General features: G+C 74.4%; 11 protein-coding genes. 3 read left to right on the plus strand and 8 right to left on the minus strand.

The window, feature by feature from the left end; genetic code table 11:
• Positions 1-20: 20 nt before the first annotated feature.
• Genes FHS34_RS27475 through eccB form a run of 3 tightly spaced genes read right to left on the minus strand, consistent with a single transcriptional unit; the run spans position 21 to position 3,418 of the window.
• On the minus strand, positions 21-620 hold the full coding sequence (locus FHS34_RS27475; RefSeq protein WP_184970200.1) for a hypothetical protein: 600 nt from the start codon (positions 618-620) through the stop codon (positions 21-23).
• Positions 617-1,876, minus strand: a complete 1,260-nt coding sequence (mycP, locus tag FHS34_RS27480; RefSeq protein ID WP_184970202.1) for a type VII secretion-associated serine protease mycosin — start codon at positions 1,874-1,876, stop codon at positions 617-619. Before mycP ends, FHS34_RS27475 begins: the two co-directional genes overlap by 4 nt.
• 12 nt (positions 1,877-1,888) lie before the next feature.
• On the minus strand, positions 1,889-3,418 hold the full coding sequence (gene eccB, locus FHS34_RS27485) for a type VII secretion protein EccB (RefSeq protein ID WP_184970204.1): 1,530 nt from the start codon (positions 3,416-3,418) through the stop codon (positions 1,889-1,891).
• A gap of 197 nt (positions 3,419-3,615) precedes the next feature.
• On the opposite strand from eccB, the gene eccE reads away from it, so the two are divergent.
• The 3 genes from eccE (at position 3,616) to FHS34_RS27500 (ending at position 9,901) form a co-directional block, all read left to right on the plus strand.
• The gene (gene eccE, locus FHS34_RS27490) at positions 3,616-4,953 is read left to right on the plus strand and encodes a type VII secretion protein EccE (RefSeq protein WP_184970206.1); all 1,338 of its coding nucleotides are present in this window, start codon (positions 3,616-3,618) and stop codon (positions 4,951-4,953) included.
• Positions 4,950-5,738 (plus strand): hypothetical protein, encoded by a 789-nt coding sequence (locus tag FHS34_RS27495; protein WP_184970208.1) that lies wholly within the window; start codon positions 4,950-4,952, stop codon positions 5,736-5,738. The genes eccE and FHS34_RS27495 overlap by 4 nt, the downstream gene beginning before the upstream one ends.
• Before the next feature lie 302 nt (positions 5,739-6,040).
• Entirely contained in the window at positions 6,041-9,901 is a 3,861-nt protein-coding gene (locus FHS34_RS27500; protein ID WP_184970210.1) for an SCO5717 family growth-regulating ATPase, read from the plus strand.
• Positions 9,902-10,006: 105 nt separating this feature from the next.
• Here the strand turns inward: FHS34_RS27500 and FHS34_RS27505 are convergent, their stop codons facing one another.
• The 5 genes from FHS34_RS27505 to FHS34_RS27525 form a co-directional block, all read right to left on the minus strand.
• A complete protein-coding gene (locus FHS34_RS27505) occupies positions 10,007-10,954 on the minus strand; it encodes a bifunctional riboflavin kinase/FAD synthetase (RefSeq protein WP_184970212.1) in 948 nt (315 codons plus the stop codon).
• Positions 10,955-11,146: 192 nt separating this feature from the next.
• Positions 11,147-15,139: a trypsin-like peptidase domain-containing protein gene (locus FHS34_RS27510; RefSeq protein ID WP_225817646.1), complete on the minus strand. Its 3,993-nt coding sequence runs from the start codon at positions 15,137-15,139 to the stop codon at positions 11,147-11,149.
• Between the two features lie 523 nt (positions 15,140-15,662).
• On the minus strand, positions 15,663-16,568 hold the full coding sequence (gene truB / locus FHS34_RS27515) for a tRNA pseudouridine(55) synthase TruB (protein WP_184970214.1): 906 nt from the start codon (positions 16,566-16,568) through the stop codon (positions 15,663-15,665).
• Positions 16,565-17,023, minus strand: a complete 459-nt coding sequence (gene rbfA / locus FHS34_RS27520) for a 30S ribosome-binding factor RbfA (RefSeq protein WP_184970217.1) — start codon at positions 17,021-17,023, stop codon at positions 16,565-16,567. The genes truB and rbfA overlap by 4 nt, the downstream gene beginning before the upstream one ends.
• 41 nt (positions 17,024-17,064) lie before the next feature.
• Entirely contained in the window at positions 17,065-17,358 is a 294-nt protein-coding gene (locus FHS34_RS27525; RefSeq protein WP_184970219.1) for a DUF503 domain-containing protein, read from the minus strand.
• Positions 17,359-17,518: the final 160 nt, after the last annotated feature.

The following is a 17,518-nucleotide window of genomic DNA, read 5'->3' on the forward strand; positions in this document are numbered from 1 at the left end:
AGCCGGCCGTGACGAGCGGTTCAGCACTCGCCCTCTCGGCTCGTCACGCTGTAGGTGTAGGCCTTCTGCGGGTATGACCGGCCCGCGATCCCAGGTGCCTCGTAGTCGCCGCTCTTGTCCCGCCCCACTTTCACGTGCAGGCAGAACGCCGACGGGGTTCCGTCGGCCGTGACGGTGTAGTACGCCTCGTCGGACGCGCCCGGGTCGGTCGGTGTCGCGTCCACGCCGAGGCCGGGTGCGTCGCCGCCGCCGTGTTCGGCCACCTCGTCCTCGACCTTCAGGGGGTACTCGCCGTCGAAGTCCGTGGGCACGCCTTCGTGGGGGCCGGCGTAGACGACCTCCCCGTCCAGGGAGTCCGTGGCGCCGCTGACCGCGCTGGCCAATTCGTCGTCGCTCCATGCCATGCCGTCGGCGAGGGAGACGCTCTGGAAGCCGTAGTAGACACCGAACGCGGCCAGGGTGAGGAAGGTGATCCGGGCCACGACGAAGGCTGAGTCGGGAAGCTCGGTGGCCGAGGGGTTGAGGGACTCCCGCCAGGCGCGGACCCGGTCCGCCCTGACGCAGGCCATGGCCACGAGGACCGCGGAGAGGACGAACAGGAGGACCGTCATGGACTTCATGGACGGCTTTCCAGGGCGCGACGCCTGCGGCGGGCGTCGCGGAGGGCCACCGCTCCTCCGCTCAGACCCGCCACCAGGACCGCCACGCCCACGGCGACGTACGTCGCGAAGCGGGCCGTGCGTTCCTGAGGGGTTTCGCCCAGAGTCAGTTCGGCGGGGGTGGGGGCCTCCGCGTGGGTGAGGCCCGCATCGGGGCGGGGCGACTCGATCGGGTGATCATCCTCCGTGAGGGCGCGGACCGGGTCCACCACCCCCCAGCCGACCAGGCGGTCGTGGCCGGGAATGGAGCGTTCGGCGGTCTGCTCGATCTGGGCCACGATCTGGCGGGGCGTCCAGCGGCGGTGCTTGGCCTTGATCAGCGCGGCCACGCCGGCCACGTACGGCGCGGAGAAGCTGGTGCCGTTGTCCGAGCAGTGGCCGCCCTTCGGGACCGTGGAGATCATGTCGACGCCGGGTGCCGCGACGCCGACGAAGTCGCCCGGCTGGGAGAAGGCCGCGCGTTCGTTGTTGCGGTCGGAGGCGGCGACGGCGAGGACGCCCTCGTAGGACGCGGGGTAGGTGTTCTTCGAGTTGCCGTCCAGGCCGTCGTTGCCCGCCGAGGCGACCACGACGATGTTGGCGGCCAGTGCGTCCTCGACCGCCCTGTGCAGGTCCTCGTCCGGAGCGGCGCCGGCCGTGTCCTGGGAGATGTTGATGACGTCGGCCTTCTCCTTGATCGCGTGCCGGATGGCCGTGACGAGGGTGGAGGCCGTGCCGTGGCCCTCCGAGTCGTTCTGCTTGATCGGAATGATCGTGGCCTCGGGCGCGAGTCCGACGAACCCCGTGCCCTTCATGGGACGGGCCGCGATGATGCCCGCCACCCGCGTGCCGTGGCCGACCGTGTCGGTCGTGCCCTTCTCGTTGCCGCGGTCCTCGATGGGCTGCCCCTTCTTGTCCTTCTTCGGCAGGAAGTTGGCGCCCAGGGACGCGTTGACGGCGGCGGTGAGCTGCGGGTTGGACGTGTCGACGCCCGTGTCGATGACGGCGACCTTCATGCCCTTGCCCTTCGACTCGCTCCACAGCTCGTCGAGGTTGACGCGCTGCAGCGCCCAGGGCGTGCTGGCGTACTTGTGGTTCGTCTTGGCGAACGTGCACTGGTCGGAGCCCGGGTCCGCCGTGGCGGCCGGCGCCGCCAGCAAGGTGGCGGCCAGGGCCACGGTCGTCGCCAGGGTGGTGCGGCGGAGTGCGGGTGTCGTCGTCCCGGCCCTCAGAAGCATCGTCGTAACCCCTCAGGAGCCCTGCGGCTGGCGGGCCGCCGCGGTCGACAGGCGGGGGCCGGTCGGCAGGAACTCCGACCAGGGCGCGGGGATGGGGGCGGGGCGCACGTCGGCGTAGCCGAGGCGGGTCTGCGCCAGCTTGGCCTCCTGCTGGAGTTCCTTGCGCTTCTTGGCCGAGACGCCGATGCCCTGGTCGTCGCCGGCGCTGTCGTCGTTGGACTGCAGGGCGTAGCGCAAGCCGGTGTCGGTGACCAGGAACACGCCGCCGACCGTGGTCTTCGAGCCCTGGAACTGGCGGTACAGCTGGCCGGAGCCGGCGGTGACGTACGCGCTGGAGGAGCCGGTGGGCAGGACGGCCGGGAAGTCGGTGCCGGCCCAGGTGCTCAGGGTGGTCTCGCCGTTGTCGGGGTCGACGTGGTTCAGGACGTTGCAGACGGTGTTGCGGCTGCCGTCGGCCGTGGAGGGGCTGTTGACCGCTTTGGGCTTCTCCGTGGGCCACTTGTGCTCGGCGGCGAACGGCGCGCCCCGGGTGATGGCGCCCGCGCTGACCTCGAGGGCGTGTCCGGCCTGATTGAGCTTCACGAGGTTTTCACTGGTGAGCAGGAGCTGGGCGACGAAGTCGGAGACGGGGGCGACCCGGCCGGGGAGTACGACGAAGTACTCCTCCTGGCCGTTGACCGGCGCCCGGAGCACCATGCCGACGCGGTTGGCCTGTTCGTCCAGCTGGCCGGGGGCGTTGGCGGCGGCGCCGGGGACACCGGTGACCGGCGGGAAGTCGATCTCGTCGCCGGCGTGCAGGGTCTCGATCCACTCCTTGGTCACCTGCTGCGGTGTGCTGTCGGCGCCCACGAGGGTCTGGAGCAGCAGTCTGTCGTCGGCGTCCACCGGGTAGTCGCGGCCCTGCGCGTCGACGACGTACTGCTTCTTGTCCGGGGTGGCGACGTAGAGGAGTTCGCCGCCGTGCAGCTTCTCCCTGGTGCCCTGGAGCTTGTCCTGGTCCCGGGCGGCCAGGACGAACGCGGCCTTCTGGATGGAGCTGCCGCTGCCGCTCGGGCGTTCGCAGACGGCCCACTGCTTGGCCGCGCCCGCCTCCTTGCCGGAGGGCAGCCGGTCGGGGGCGTAGGGGATACCGATGGTGACACCGTGCGGGATCTTGCCGTTGTCGAGGATCGACTCGTCGACGGTGACGACGTCGACGTCGCTCTGGGTGTCGAGGACGAGCTTGGCCGACGCCATGTTGAGGACCGGGTGGAGCTGGACCTTGTGCTTCGTCTCCAGCACGACGTACCGGGTGGTGGACTTGCTGGCGATGATCACCTTCTGCCCCGGCTTGTCCCAGCCCTCCGGCGCGGTCGGCTTGAACATGCCCCAGGCGCCGAAGGCGGCCAGCACGATCACGCCGACGATCGCGCTGGGCAGGATCGCGCGCAGCGGCCGGGGCGCCCCCTCGTCGGAGCCATCCGGTGACGACTGCACGAACGACGCGAGCATGCGGCGCTTCGCGAAGGTGTAGGCGTTGAGTTGGTCCCGCCGAGATGCCATCTGTGCCTGTTTCTCCCCGTGTCTCACGCGGAGCGCGCCCGGGGACCACGCTCCCCCGCCCTCCGTTGTCGGACCCGGCCCCTACTATGCCTGGTACGGAGCGGGTCTCGTGGAGCGGGTAGGGTACCTGGGCCCTCAAGGGCCTTGTTCAGTGGCCTGGTTCCAGCGAGTTGTGAGCAAATCGGGGGGATGGAGTGATGGCTTCCGGAACACGGACGCGGGCGCGCGGCCGGTCGGCGGCACGAGGTGGTGCGGCCGGGTCCGGGACGCCGCCGCGCCAGGGGTCCGCCCAGCGCGGCGGGGAGCGGCAGCAGGTCGCGCTCGGCCTCAGGCAGCGGCCGGGCCGGGCCGGCTCGTTCCGTTTGCAACGGCTCGTGCTGGTGGAGCTGGCGGCGGCGGTGCTGCTGGTCGGCTGGGCCATCGGCATGGCGGCCCTGGTGCCGGCCGCGGTGGTCGCGCTGCTGCTGGTCCTGGTGGCCTTCGTACGGCGGCGGGGCCGGTCCCTGCCGGAGTGGCTGGCCACCGCGCGGGAGCTGCGGGCGCGGCAGAAGCGGGCCGCCAACACCCCGATACCGCCGGGCACGGAACCCGGACTGGTCCCGGCGGTGGAGTGCGAGCCTGCCCTGCGTACGAACTCGTACGGCGCGCGTGACCGGCGTCCGGTCGGCATCGTCGGGGACGGCACGTTCGTCACGGCCGTGCTGCAGGTGGAGGCCGACGCGACCGCGCTGCGGGCCGAGCGGACCCGCCAGCCGCTGCCGCTGGGCCTGGTGCGGGACGCGCTGGAGGTGGACGGCATCCGCCTGGAGTCGGCCCAGATCGTGCTGCACACCCAGCCGGCGCCCGCGCTGCACCTGCCCCAGCAGTCCGTGGCCGTCGCCAACTACCTGCCGTTGCAGGAGCAGACCGGCGCCCCGGCGGTGCGCATCACCTGGATCGCGCTGAAGCTCGACCCCGAGCTGTGCGCGGAGGCCGTGGCCGCCCGCGGCGGCGGTCCCGAGGGGGCGCAGAAGTGCGTCGTGCGGGTCGCGGACCATCTGGCGAGCCGGCTGGCCGGCGCCGGGTTCCGGGCGCGGGTGCTGGACGAGGAGGAGCTGGTCGCGGCTCTCGCCACCTCGGCGTGCGCCAACCCGCTGGTCACCGCCGAGGCGGGGCGCAGCGAGACCCGGGAGCGGCGCACGGAGGAGTCCGGGCGCAGCTGGCGCTGCGACAACCGGCGGCACACCACGTACTGGGTGCGCCGATGGCCCCAGCTGGGCGGCGGCCGGGCCGAGTCCCTGCCGCAGTTCGTCGCCGGGGTCACGGCGATACCGGCCCTGGCGACCACCTTCAGCCTGACGCTCGCACGCGGGGAGCGGCAGGAGGTGTCGCTGTGCGGGCACCTGCGGGTGACCGGCCGCAGCGACGACGAACTCGTGGCGGCGCGGCGCGCGTTGGAGGGAGCGGCCCGGCAGTCCGGAGCCGGCCTGGCCCGGCTCGACCGTGAGCAGCTGCCCGGCATGCTGGCCACTCTGCCCCTCGGAGGTGTGCGGTGACGACGATTCCCACGACCGCTCCGGCGCCGGGCGCGCCCGGGCGGGGGACGCAGGAGCCGTCCGGGACGCGGCGGACGGTCGAGCGGCTGCGGAACGGGCTCGGTCTGATCGGGCCCCGGCACGGCCGGCACGGGCTGTCCGCGCAGCAACTGGACCTGCTCGCCCTGCCCATCGGAGACGACGGCGTGGTGGCCGGTGTCGACGCCGAGGGCCAGCCGGCCGTGCTGGGCATCAACCGCCCCACCCCGTACGACGTCGTCCTGATCGGCGGCCTGTGGACCGCGCAGGTGCTGGCGCTGCGCTCGGCGGCCACCGGTGCCCGGGTCGCCGTGGAGACCGGACGGCCGCAGGCGTGGATGCAGATGGTGCACGCCATGGGCGGCGGGCAGAACGGACTTTCCGTGTACGAGGTCGGTCGGGTCCCGCCGCAGGGCGCCTCGGCCGGTACGCCGGTGCTCGTGGTGCGGGACTGCGGTATGCGGCCCCCGCGCGGCCGGGTGGTGTCCGGGCCCTGGCAGTCGGTGCTGACCCTGCTGCCGTATCTGAGCCCTGTGGCGCCCCGGCTGCTGCGGCAGGCGCGGCTCGCCGGCATCCAGCGGGTGTCGCCGGACGAGGCGGGCGAACTGGGGCGCACGATGGGGCTGTCGCGGACCGAGGTGGAGTCGCTGCCGGCGCTGCCCGACGGCGTCACCCTGTGGTGCACCGACCGTGACCGGCAGTACGTGCTGACGCAACCCACCGACGCCGAGATCGGATTGTTGGGCACGCCTCGACGGATGGACTGAACTGCCCTTCCCTGTCCCTTTTATTCAGGGTGTCGTGTGCGGTTCCACGGCCGTGGCGGCGTTCTCCGGACGTGCGGTGACCTGGTGGTCGGGTGCGGAGAGACGGGCGGGCCTGCCGAGGTGTGGCTCATGGTGATTAGGCTGGGTGCGGGCGCGATGACAGGACCCGTGGACCCGGGTGTCGGTGTCCTGGGGGAGGACCGGTGAACCGGACTGCCCCGAACGACTACGGACGACTCGGTACGACACGACATGGTCGCCCCGGCACGGCATGAGGGTGCTCGACCACACCAGGAGGAACTGTGAGCAGCGATCGGGACGGGATGCGCGGGGGCTGGGACACACCCGGCGATGACCAGCCCGACGCGGAGGCCGTCGAGACCACCGGCGAGTTCACCATCGACTACGCTCCCCCCGCCTGGTACACGCAGAACGCGTCCGGCACTTCGGGGGGCTCCGGCGCCCCGGCCGGCTCCGCGGGCGTGAGCGGTTTCGGCGGGCCGAGCGGCTCCGGTGCCGTCGGTGACCCGGGCGCTCCGGCCGCCTCCGGGGTGCCGTCGTTCCCGTCGGCTCCTACGCCACCGCCGGCCGCCCAGCCGACGGGCACCCCTCCGCAGGGCACTCCGTTCACCGGGCCGCAGGGTGCCCCCTACGCACCGCCCGCGCAGGGGCACCCGTTCACTCCGCCGCAGGGCACGCCCTACGCCCCGCCGGTGCCCGCGCCCGCGCCCAACGGCCCCTACGCTCCCCCGGCTCCCGCCGAGGGTGCTCCGTACGCCCCGGCCGCGCAGCCCACGCCTCCGGCCGGCCAGCCCGTCCCGGTGCAGCTGCCCGAGGGCTTCGAGCCGCAGCAGCCCCAGTCCGACCGGCGGGACGCGCCGGCCGCGTCCGCCGCGGTCGGGCCGGAGCCGGAGCCGGAGCCGGACAACGGTGACCTGGAGAGCGGGGCGACCATGCGGTTCTCCGCCGTCGCCCTGAAGCGCCAGATGGCCGAGATCGCCGAGCGCGCGTCAGCGCTCGGGAAGCCGGACGGGCCCGCGGGCGAGGGCCCGGCGGCAGGCTCTGCCGCGGCGGGCCAGGAGGGCACCGGGGCCGTCTCCGGTGCCGAGGGCTCCGCCGGGGCGCCGGACGCCTCCGGCGCCTTGGGTTCCACTGGTGCCCCGGACAGCTCCGAAGCCACGGGTTCCGCCGGTGCCCCGGACGCGTCTGACGTCACGGCCGCCGGCGCCTCGGATGCCGCGGGATCCGCCGGTGCCCCGGACACGCTCGGGACCGAGGGCTCCGTCGAGGGTGCGAGCGCCGGGGAGTCCGGCGGCGAGGCCGCCACGCGGGAGGACGCCGTCGCGGAGACCGCCGACGCCGAGGGCTCTCCGTCCGGCGGGGCCGAGGAGCAGGGCGAGAGTGGCCCGGCGGACGCCACCGAGGGCTCGGCCGCGCCGGGTACCGCGGAGCCGACCGCGGACGAGAAGACCGTCGCCGAGAACACCGCCTCCGAGGAGGGCGTCGCCGAGAAGGCCGCCGGCGAGGGCGGTGCCGCCGACGCCGTACGTCCCGACGCCCCGGAGGGCCCCGCCGACGCGGCGCAGGCCGACCCGATGCAGTCCGACCCGGCGCAGTCCGACGCGGCGCCTTACGACGTCCCGGAGACCTCGGGCGCCGTGGCCGCGGGTGCCGTGAGCGCGGGCACCGCGCCTGAGCCGGGCGCGCCGCAGGACAGCACTCCGTCTCACGGCATGCCGGGTGAACGCACCACGGGTGACGGCACCGCAGGTGACAGCACCCCGGGTGACGGTGTCTCGGACGCCGTTGCCCAGCCCGCCGCCGCGCCGCACACTGACGCCCAGCAGCCGGGCGTCCCGCAGACCGGTGCCCCGCAGCCGGGCGGCTCCGGCTTCCCTCAGCCCGCCGCGGCCCACCCCGGCGCCCCGGCGCCCGGTGTTCAGCAGCCCGGCGTCCCTCAGGCCGGTCCCGGTGTCCCGCACTCCGCCGTACCGCCCGTTCCCCCGGGTCCCCAGGGTGCCCAGCCCGGCTGGACCCCGCCGCCCGCGCCGCAGGCCGGGATGCCCCCGCTGCCTCCCTCGTACCAGCCCGCCGCACCGGCTCCCGCGGCCCAGTGGCCCGCGCAGACCGGGCAGCCCGCGCCGCAGCCGACCGCCCCGCAGCAGCCCGGACCGATGCCCGGTGAGCAACCGCGGCCGACCGGTCAGGCACCGGCAGGCGCACCCGGCCAGGGACCGTCAGGCGGACCCGCTCAGGGTCCGGCCGGCGCACCCGGCCAGCAGCCGCCCTTCCAGCCGCAGGCGCCGCAGCCCGCGCCCGCCGCGTGGAACCAGCCCAACCAGCCCAACCAGCCCAGCCAACTGAACCAGCCGAACCAGCCCACCTCGCCGGCGGCCGGCCCGCAGCCGACCCCCAACGGCCCGACACCGCCCGGCGGTTACGGCTTCCCGCAGCCCGGCGTGCCCACTCCCCCGGCACAGCAGGGTGGTTACGGCTTCCCCCAGCCCCCGGCGCCCCAGCCGAACCCCAACGCCCCCACACCGCCCGGCGGTTACGGCTTCCCGCAGCCCGGCGCGCCCACTCCCCCCGCGCCGCAGGGCGGTTACGGCTTCCCCCAGCCCCCGCAGAGCCCGGACGGCAGTGGCCCGGCCGTCGCCCCCGACGCGTCCCAGGCCCCGCAGGCGCCGGTTGACCCCCGCTCCGGTGCCGCGTGGCCGCAGCCCGTGCAGCACGACCAGCGGCAGCCGACCAACCCCGGTGCCGCGCCGCTCGGTTACACGGCTGCCGTCGAGCTGTCCGCGGACCGGCTGCTCAACAACAAGAGGCAGAAGGCGAAGAGCGGACGGCCCACGGCGGCGAGCGGCCGGTTCAAGCTCGGCGGCAAGAAGGAGGAGGCCGAGCGGCAGCGCAAGCTGGAGCTGATCCGTACGCCGGTGCTGTCCTGCTACCGGATAGCGGTCATCAGCCTCAAGGGCGGCGTCGGCAAGACCACCACGACGACCGCGCTCGGCTCGACCCTCGCCACCGAACGGCAGGACAAGATCCTCGCCATCGACGCCAACCCGGACGCCGGAACGCTCGGCCGACGGGTGCGCCGGGAGACCGGGGCCACCATCCGTGACCTCGTCCAGGCGATCCCGTACCTCAACTCGTACATGGACATCCGGCGGTTCACCTCCCAGGCGCCGTCCGGGCTGGAGATCATCGCCAACGACGTGGACCCGGCGGTCTCGACCACGTTCAACGACGAGGACTACCGGCGCGCGATCGACGTTCTCGGCCGGCAGTACCCGGTCATCCTGACCGACTCGGGCACCGGTCTGCTGTACAGCGCCATGCGCGGCGTGCTCGACCTCGCGGACCAGCTCATCATCATCTCGACGCCGTCCGTGGACGGTGCGAGCAGCGCCAGTACGACGTTGGACTGGCTGTCCGCGCACGGGTACGCCGACCTGGTCTCCCGGTCCCTCACCGTGATCTCCGGGGTCCGCGAGACCGGCAAGATGATCAAGGTCGATGACATCGTGTCGCACTTCGAGACCCGGACCCGCGCGGTCGTGGTCGTGCCCTTCGACGAGCATCTGGCCGCCGGTGCCGAGGTCGACCTCGACATGATGCGGCCGAAGACGCGCGAGGCGTACTTCAACCTGGCCGCGCTGGTCGCCGAGGACTTCACCCGCCACCAGCAGGCGCACGGGCTGTGGACGAGCGACGGCAACCCGCCGCCGGTGGCCGCCCCGCCGATGCCGGGCCATTCGATGCCGGCTCAGCCCATGCCGGGCCAGCCGATGCCGGGACAGCCCTATCCGCAGGACCAGCCCTATCCGCAGGAGCAGCCCCATCCGCAGGGCCAGCCCCATCCGCAGGCCCAGCCGTACGCTCCGGGCCAGCAGCCCTACCCGGCCCAGCAGGGCCAGCCGTACCCGCAGGTTCCGGGCCAGCAGCCCTACGGACAGGCGGCGCCGGGCCAGCAGGGCCAGCCGTACCCGCAGGCCGCGCCGGGCCAGCAGCCCTACCCGCAGGCCGCCCCGGGGCAGCAGCCCCATCCGCAGGCGGCGCCGGACCAGCAGCCGTACCCGCCGCAGCAGCCCGGCCAGCCGTACGGCTATCCCCAGCCGCCGCAGGGCCAGCAGCCGCCGCAGGCCCCGCCCCAGCAGCAGTAGGCCGGCACGACGAAGGGCGGCCGGTGCTCGACGCACCGGCCGCCCTTCTCCGTTTCGTTGATCCGTGTCTCGGTTTCGCCGTGTCCGCGCTGCGGGGCGCGAGACCTACGCCTCGGCGGCGACGATCTCCCGGCAGCGCTTCACGTCCACGGCCATCTGCTCCAGCAGGGCTTCCAGCGTCTCGAACTTCGCCTGGCCGCGCACGTACGCGAGGAAGTCGACGGCGACGTGCAGGCCGTACAGATCGAGGCCGACGCGGTCGATGGCGTACGCCTCCACCGTGCGCTCGGTGCCGTCGAACTGCGGGTTCGTCCCGACGGAGATCGCGGCCGGCATGGCCTCGCCCTCGACGTGCAGATATCCGGCGTACACGCCGTCGGCGGGGATGGCGGTGTGCGGGAGCGTCTCGACGTTGGCCGTCGGGAAGCCCAGTTCCCGGCCGCGCTGGGCGCCGCGGACGACGACGCCCTCCACGCGGTGCGGGCGGCCCAGGATCTCGCGGGCGCCCGCGACATCGCCCTCGGCGACCAGGCGGCGGGTCAGCGTGGAGGAGAACGGCTCGCCGCCGCCCGCGTCACCGGTGACGTACAGGTCGACGACCTCGACCTCGAAGTCGTAGACCTTGCCCTGTTCGGTGAGGAACTCGACGGTGCCGGCCGCCTTATGGCCGAAGCGGAAGTTCGGGCCCTCCACGACCGCCTTGGCGTGCAGCTTGTCCACCAGGACCTTCACCACGAACTCGGCGGGCGAGAGCTTCGAGAACTCGGTGGTGAACGGGAGGACGAGCACCGCGTCGACGCCCAGCTCGGCCATCAGTTCGGCACGGCGGTGGTGCGGGGCGAGCAGCGGCGGGTGGCTGCCGGGGCGGACCACCTCGCTGGGGTGCGGGTCGAAGGTCACCACGACCGCCGGGACGCCCAGTTCGCGCGCGCGGCCGACGGCGTGCTCGATGATCAGCTGGTGGCCGCGGTGGACGCCGTCGTACGAACCGATGGTGACGACGCTGCGCCCCCAGTCCTGGGGGATGTCCTCCAAGCCACGCCAGCGCTGCACTGTGACCGCTCCTCGAACCCGTGTCCGTATCTACCTTGACCTCGTTGTGCAGGTCTAAGGGTGCCATGCCGGGTGCTCCGCGCCGGCATCGGCATGGGGGCTGTGACGGGGCGCACGTTCCACGGTGCCGCACGGTCCGGTTCCCGTACGCCCCATGCCCGCTCGGACCCGCACGCGCGCGTCCCCGCCCGCTCAGGCCGGCACCCGTACGCCCGCCAGGTTCTCGATCATGCGGCGGGCACTGGGGCCCACCACGGCGGCCCAGTCGTCGGGGGCGTCGGTCAGCCAGCCGGCCATGCGCGCGGCGAAACCGGGCACGTGCCGGCCGAGCTCGACCAGACCGCGGTCGAAACGGGTGGCACCCTCGGGCGTGCGGACGAGGAGCAGCCCGGTGCGGTGGATCAGGCCCCGGATCTCGTCCTCCCGGCGGTACCCGTGCCCGTTCAGGCCGTCCCCGTTCAGGCCGTCCCCGCTCAGGCCGTCCCTGCTCAGGCCGTCCCCGCACCGGTCGCGGTCCTCGTCCGGGGACGGGGCCCCCGCCCCCTCTCCTGTCCCCTCCCCCGCCTCGTCCCCCGGGGCCACCGCCGCGTGCAGGACGGCGTCCAGGACGGCCGGGTCCTGCTCCCGGGCGAGCAGGAACTCCAGCAGCTCGCGGCGGAGCGGGCGCGAGGCGGGCGTGCCGGCGGCGGCCAGGACGGTGGCCAAGGCCGCCCGGACCGGCTCCGGGCCGCCGTCGAGCAGGCCGGTGACGAGGGGCAGCAGGACCGGGCGGGCGGTGGGGCCCTGTTCGAGGCCGCGGTCGACATAGCCGGCGACATGTCCGGCGGTCTCCGGGCGCAGCCGCACCGCCTCCCGGACCAGGGCGGCGACCCTGCCGGCGAGGGCCGGGGTGGTGACCTCGGCGAGGGTGCGCAGGGCCGCCCCGGACTCCGGGCCGCCGGCGTCCGGGGCGCGCAGACGGGCGCGGAACGCCTCCAGGACCGGTTCCGGGTGTGTGGTCAGGGCCGGGACCAGGGCGCTCGGCGGGAACTGCGGGTCACCGTCGGCGAAGTGGCGCAGGGCGGCGGGCAGGTACCGGTCGCGGGTGTGCGGGTCGCGGACCAGCACACCCAGGGCACCGCCGTGCAGGGTGCAGTCGGCTGGGCGGGCGAGCAGGGCGAGGGCGGCGTAGCGCAGCAGCCCGCGGTCCGCCTCGGAGCGCACGTGCGGCGCCGCGCGCAGCCCGAACGCCACCGCCGCCACCCGGCGGGCGGGGCGTTCGTCGTGCGCCCAGCGGTCGACCGCCCGGCAGACGGCCGACGGCTCCTCCTCGGCGAGGACACCGAGCAGTTCGTCGGCGCGCCGGTGGGCGCAGGCCACCAGCACCTCGGTGAGCCCGTCCAGGGCGCCGTGCCGGTGGGTGTGCAGCAGCGCCTGTGCCGCGGTGGCCACGGTGGCGTGCGGCGTCGCGGGCAACGGCCGCTCGTCGTCGAACCAGCGGGTGAGCAGGGGCTGCACGGCGTCCGGGGCGGCGGCGAGAAGTTGGGCGACGGCGTCCAGGTAGCGGTCGCCCTCTGTGGGCGGCGCCGCGTCCGCCAGCACCAGCGGGCGCAGCAGGTCGAGGCGCTCGGCGTCGGTGAGGGGCAGCGCGGTCCAGAAGGCGGGGCCGAACTCGGCCGGCACGGGGCGCCGGGCGCGGCGCCAGGCGACGACGCGGTCGGCGAGCAGGCACAGCACGTCGGTGTACGGCCTCGCGTCCGGGACCTGGAGCAGGGTCCGGGCGAGCAGCCTGGCGGCCCACCAGGAGCCGGTGTCGTGGTCCAGCGCGTCGACCAACTCCTCCAGGCGCGCGCAGAGTTGGTGGACACCCTGCTGGCGGGCCAGGAGCAGCAGGGACTGTACGACGGGGCCGACGCGGTGGTGCGGCACGGGGACGGGGCGGTGGGTGCCGCACGGCTCGCTCGCGCGGTGCACCAGGGCGCGCAGTGCCTCGTCCAGGTCCAGGTGCATGCCCTGGATCCAGTCGGCCAGGTCCTCGTGGGCGAAGCGGTAGCCGTCGCCGGCCGGCACGAGGAGGCCCTCGGTGAGGACGGCGGAGGCCCAGCCGGTGCCGCCGCCGAGCCGGGCCGGGGCCGGGCCCCAGGGGAACACCGCCTCGAACGACTCGCGGTCCAGCTCGCCCTGCCCCGGGCCGAGGCTGCGCCGGGCGGCCTCGTGCACCTGCCCGGCCACCCGCGCCGCGAGCCGTCGTACGGCCGTACCGCGCAGCCCGCCGGCGGCGGCGAGGCGGACCGCCACGCGCAGGCACATCAGGTCGAGGTAGGCGGCGAAGACGTCGTGCCGGTCGAGGGGGCCGGTGACGGCGGCGTCGGGAACGGCCGACCGGACCTCGGACAGCAGCCGGAGTGTGAGCGGGTGCCGGGCGTCCCGTTCGGCGAGCACGCCGTCCGGGATCCCGTAGCGGGCCCGGGCCCGCCGTCCCTCGTCGTCGCTGAGGTCGCCGACCCGCACACAGGCCGGCAGCGGGCCACCGGCGCCGCCCGGCCCCACGCCTCCGTCTCTGCCTCCGCCCGCGTCCTCGCCGTCGCCCACGCCCTCGCCCGCCGCCACGGCAGCGTCTCCGGGCACGCACTCCGGCTCGTCGCCGCCCACCGGAACGGCGGGCCCGGCCGGGACGAACGCCTTCCCGGCGCGTTCCCAGTGTTCCTCCCGGCAGGCCACCACCAGGCGGGCACCGGTCTCGCGCAGCCAGTCCGCCGTGCCCCGGGTCCACTCGGGCAGGCGGTGGGCGAGGACCGGGGGCATCTCCTCGGGGCCGTCGAGGAGGAGCAGCAACGGGCGTCCGGCCCGGGCCGCGAGCCGGGCCAGGTGTTCGGGGGTGACGTCACCGAGGTCTTCGGGCCGGACGGAACGGGAGGCGGCGACGATCCGGGCGGCACGCGCCAGGGCGCGCCGGGCGGCGTCGGCCACCGAGCCGTCGGTGTCCGTCAGATCGGCGCCGCGCAGCCACAGCGTGGGAGCGGGCCGCTCGCCCCGGGTGCGGCGGGCGGCGAGGGCGGCGAGTTCCGTCGTACGGCCGCTGCCCGGGGCACCGACCAGTGCGAGCACGGGCCGGTCGCCGTCGGTGAAGGCGGCGAGTTCCCGCGCGATGTCGGCGCGTTCGACCGGCTCGGTGCCGTCCGGATGGCCGGTGAGGGCTCCCGGGGGACCGTCCTGGCCCACCGAGGTCGTGGTCAGCTGGAGCATGCCGGCGAGGTTGAGGTCGGCGCCGTAGCCGGGGACGGTGGCCGCGTTGCGGGCGAGCAGGGCGGCGAGGGCGCCGTCGGCGGGCCGCAGCGGGACCGCGAAGCCCGCGTCGCGCCGGGCGGTGTGCAGGGCGGTGCCGAGGACGCCGACGACAGCGCCGGTACGGGCGTCGAGCACCGGTCCGCCGGCCGCGCCGCCGCCGAGCCGGAGCGCGTCCCGGCCGGCGGTGCCGATGGCCAGCTCCAGCGCGTCGGCCAGGAGGTGGAAGCGGTCCGTGGCGGTGTACGTCGCCTCGGTGGCGGCCAGTACCCGCGCCTGTCGCCAGCAGCCGGCGACGACCTGGACGTAGGTGCCGGCGTCGATCCGCTCCCGCACGGTCAGCGGCAGCGGCTCCACGTCGAGGCCCTCGGTCCGCACCAGGGCGAGGTCCAGCCCGGGCAGCGGGGTGACGGCGTCGGCGCCGACCACGCAGGTGCGTTCGCCGGTGGCGTGCAGCACCAGCCGGGGCAGGCCGTCGACGGTCTCGTGGCTGGTGAGCAGGGTGCCCTCGTGGTCGGCGAGGAAGCCGACGCCGCGCGGGCGGCCGGCCAGGTCGCGGATCCGTACGAGGGCGGCGTCGACGCGTCCGGTGTCCACGGCGCAGACGGCACCGGTCTCCTCGCCGGTGTCCCGGGCGGTCTCGTCGGCACCCCGGCCTCCGTACGCGCCCGGTCCGCTGTACGCCCCCGAGCCGCTGTATGTGTGCGGACCGCCGTACGTGTGCGGAACGCCGTACGCTCCCGGGCCGCCGTACGTGCCCTCTCCGTACACGCTCTCCCCGAACGCGCGGCCCTCCGTCGCACGTCCCTCCCGCGCCTTGCGACCGCCCGTGCGACGCGCGTGACCGGAGCGACCCGGCTCCCCCGCGTCGTCCTGGTGATCCCGGCGCCCGCCTCCGGTGCGCGGGCCCCGTCCCGCCATGGCCGTACCTCCCCGCCCGTCCCCGTGCCCTGTCGTCGACGGTAGGCGCGCGATGATCGGCGGGACAGATCGCGCGGTGAACGCGCCCCCTTCCGCTCCCCTGGTTCACTCCGAGCGCCTGCCCGGTCGGGTGAATAGGCGAGGGCTGCTGGATAACCCTAGGGGTGGGGGAACCGAGGGGGGATCGTGGAGCGGCGGCCGGGGCCGATCTCGTGGCCGGCCGCCGCTCCACGGCAGAAGCACGCGGGGCGGCACGAGCGCCGCCCGCTCCGTGCCGGAAATCGCGGGGGCCGATCCGGGTCACACCCACCCCACGGCGGAAACGCGAGAGCCGGCCCAGGTCACACCCACCCCACGGCCGAAACGCGAGAGCCGGCCCAGGTCACACCCACCCCACGCCACAAGCGCGAGAGCCGGCCCAGGTCACACCCACCCCACGCCACAAGCGCGAGGGGTGACCCGGAGCACGCCCGCTCCATGGCACAAGCGCGAGGGGTGACCCGAGTGGTGCTCCCGGGACGGGTCAGCCGAAGACGGCCAGGCTCTTCGCCTTGCCCCGGTGCTCCTCGACGAGTGCGAGGAAGCGGCCCTCGGTGTCGAAGACGGCCACGGGACCGGCGCCCGCGTACTCCTCCGGCATCTCCAGCCGGACGCCGTTCAGCAGCAGCCGGGCCCGCTTGGCGTCGACCTGCCAGCGCCGGAAGGCCGCGGTCGCGGCGTCGGCGATCGGCATCACGGTCAGCTCCTGCTGCAGCTGGTCCAGCGTCTTCGCCGCGTCCAGCTTGTAGGGGCCGACCCGGGTGCGGCGCAGGGCGGTGAGGTGGCCGCCGACGCCGAGGTCGGCGCCCAGGTCACGGGCGAGGGCGCGGATGTAGGTGCCGGAGGAGCAGACCACCGACACGACCAGGTCGAGCACGGGCGTGCCGTCCTCGGCGACCGCGTCCCGGACGTCGTACACCGCGAAGGACGAGATGCTGACAGGCCGGGCGGGGATCTCGAACTCCTCGCCCTCACGGGCCCGCTTGTAGGACCGGACGCCGTCGATCTTGATGGCGCTGACCTTGGACGGCACCTGCATGATGTCGCCGGTGAGCTTGGCGATACCGGCGTCGATGGCGTCCCGGGTCACCTTGGAGGCGTCGGTGGACGAGGTGATCTCGCCCTCGGCGTCGTCGGTGACGGTGTTCTGGCCCAGGCGGACGGTGCCCAGGTACTCCTTCTCGGTGAGCGCGAGGTGCCCGAGGAGTTTGGTGGCGCGCTCGACCCCGAGGACCAGGACGCCGGTCGCCATCGGGTCCAGGGTGCCGGCGTGGCCGACGCGGCGGGTCCTCGCGATCCCGCGCATCTTGGCGACCACGTCGTGCGAAGTGAAGCCCGACGGCTTGTCGACGATGACGAGGCCGTCGGGCGTGGTGTGCTTGTGGGTCATTCCGAGGCGTCGCCGTCCGTGTCGGTCTCGTCGTCGGCCGGCTTCCGGTAGGGGTCGGCGCCGCCGGCGTACGAGGCGCCCGTGGCCGCCTCGCGGACCTTCTCGTCGGACTGCCGGGCCTTGTCGAGGAGGTCCTCGATGGTCCGGGCGGTGTCCGGCAGGGCGTCCGCGACGAAGGTCAGGGTCGGCGTGAACTTCACCCCGGCCGCGCGGCCCACCTCGGAGCGCAGGATGCCCTTGGCGCTCTCCAGGCCCGCGGCGGCGGCCTGCCGCTCCTCCTCGTCGCCGTAGACCGTGTAGAAGACGGTCGCCTCCCGCAGGTCACCCGTGACCCGAGTGTCCGTGATGGTGACGTGCGAGCCGAGCCGCGGGTCCTTGATCCCGCGCTGCAGCTTCTGGGCCACCACCTCCCGGATGAGGTCCGCCAGCCTTTTCGCCCGCGCGTTGTCGGCCACTGGTCCGTCTCCCGTTCTTTCTCTTGCTTGCGTTCTTCAGGTCAGTCGTCGTCGCCGTGGAAGCGCCTTCGCACGGACAGCAGTTCCACCTCGGGGCGGGCGGCGACGAGCCGCTCACACCGGTCCAGTACGTCGGTGACGTGCGCCGCGTCGCCGGAGACCATGGCAAGGCCGATGATCGCCCGCCGGTGGAGGTTCATGTGGTCCACCTCGGCCGCGCTCACGGAGTACTTCCGCTGGAGCTCGGCGACGATCGGGCGGACGACGGAGCGCTTTTCCTTCAGCGAGTGGACGTCGCCGAGGAGGATGTCGAAGGACAGAGTCCCCACATACATGTGTGTAGCCGGTTCACCCGCCGGTACGGGATCGATGGCCCCGGATCCGTGCGGCCGGGGACATCAAGAACCGTACAACGAAGGGGCCCGCACGATCGACGGATATTACGCTCCGTGGACCGTGCGTACGAGCCGCGAGGGGCCGCAAACGGCGCACCGG

The sequence above is a fragment of the Streptomyces echinatus genome, from assembly GCF_014203595.1.
In the GTDB taxonomy this organism is placed as follows: Bacteria; Actinomycetota; Actinomycetes; order Streptomycetales; family Streptomycetaceae; genus Streptomyces; species Streptomyces echinatus.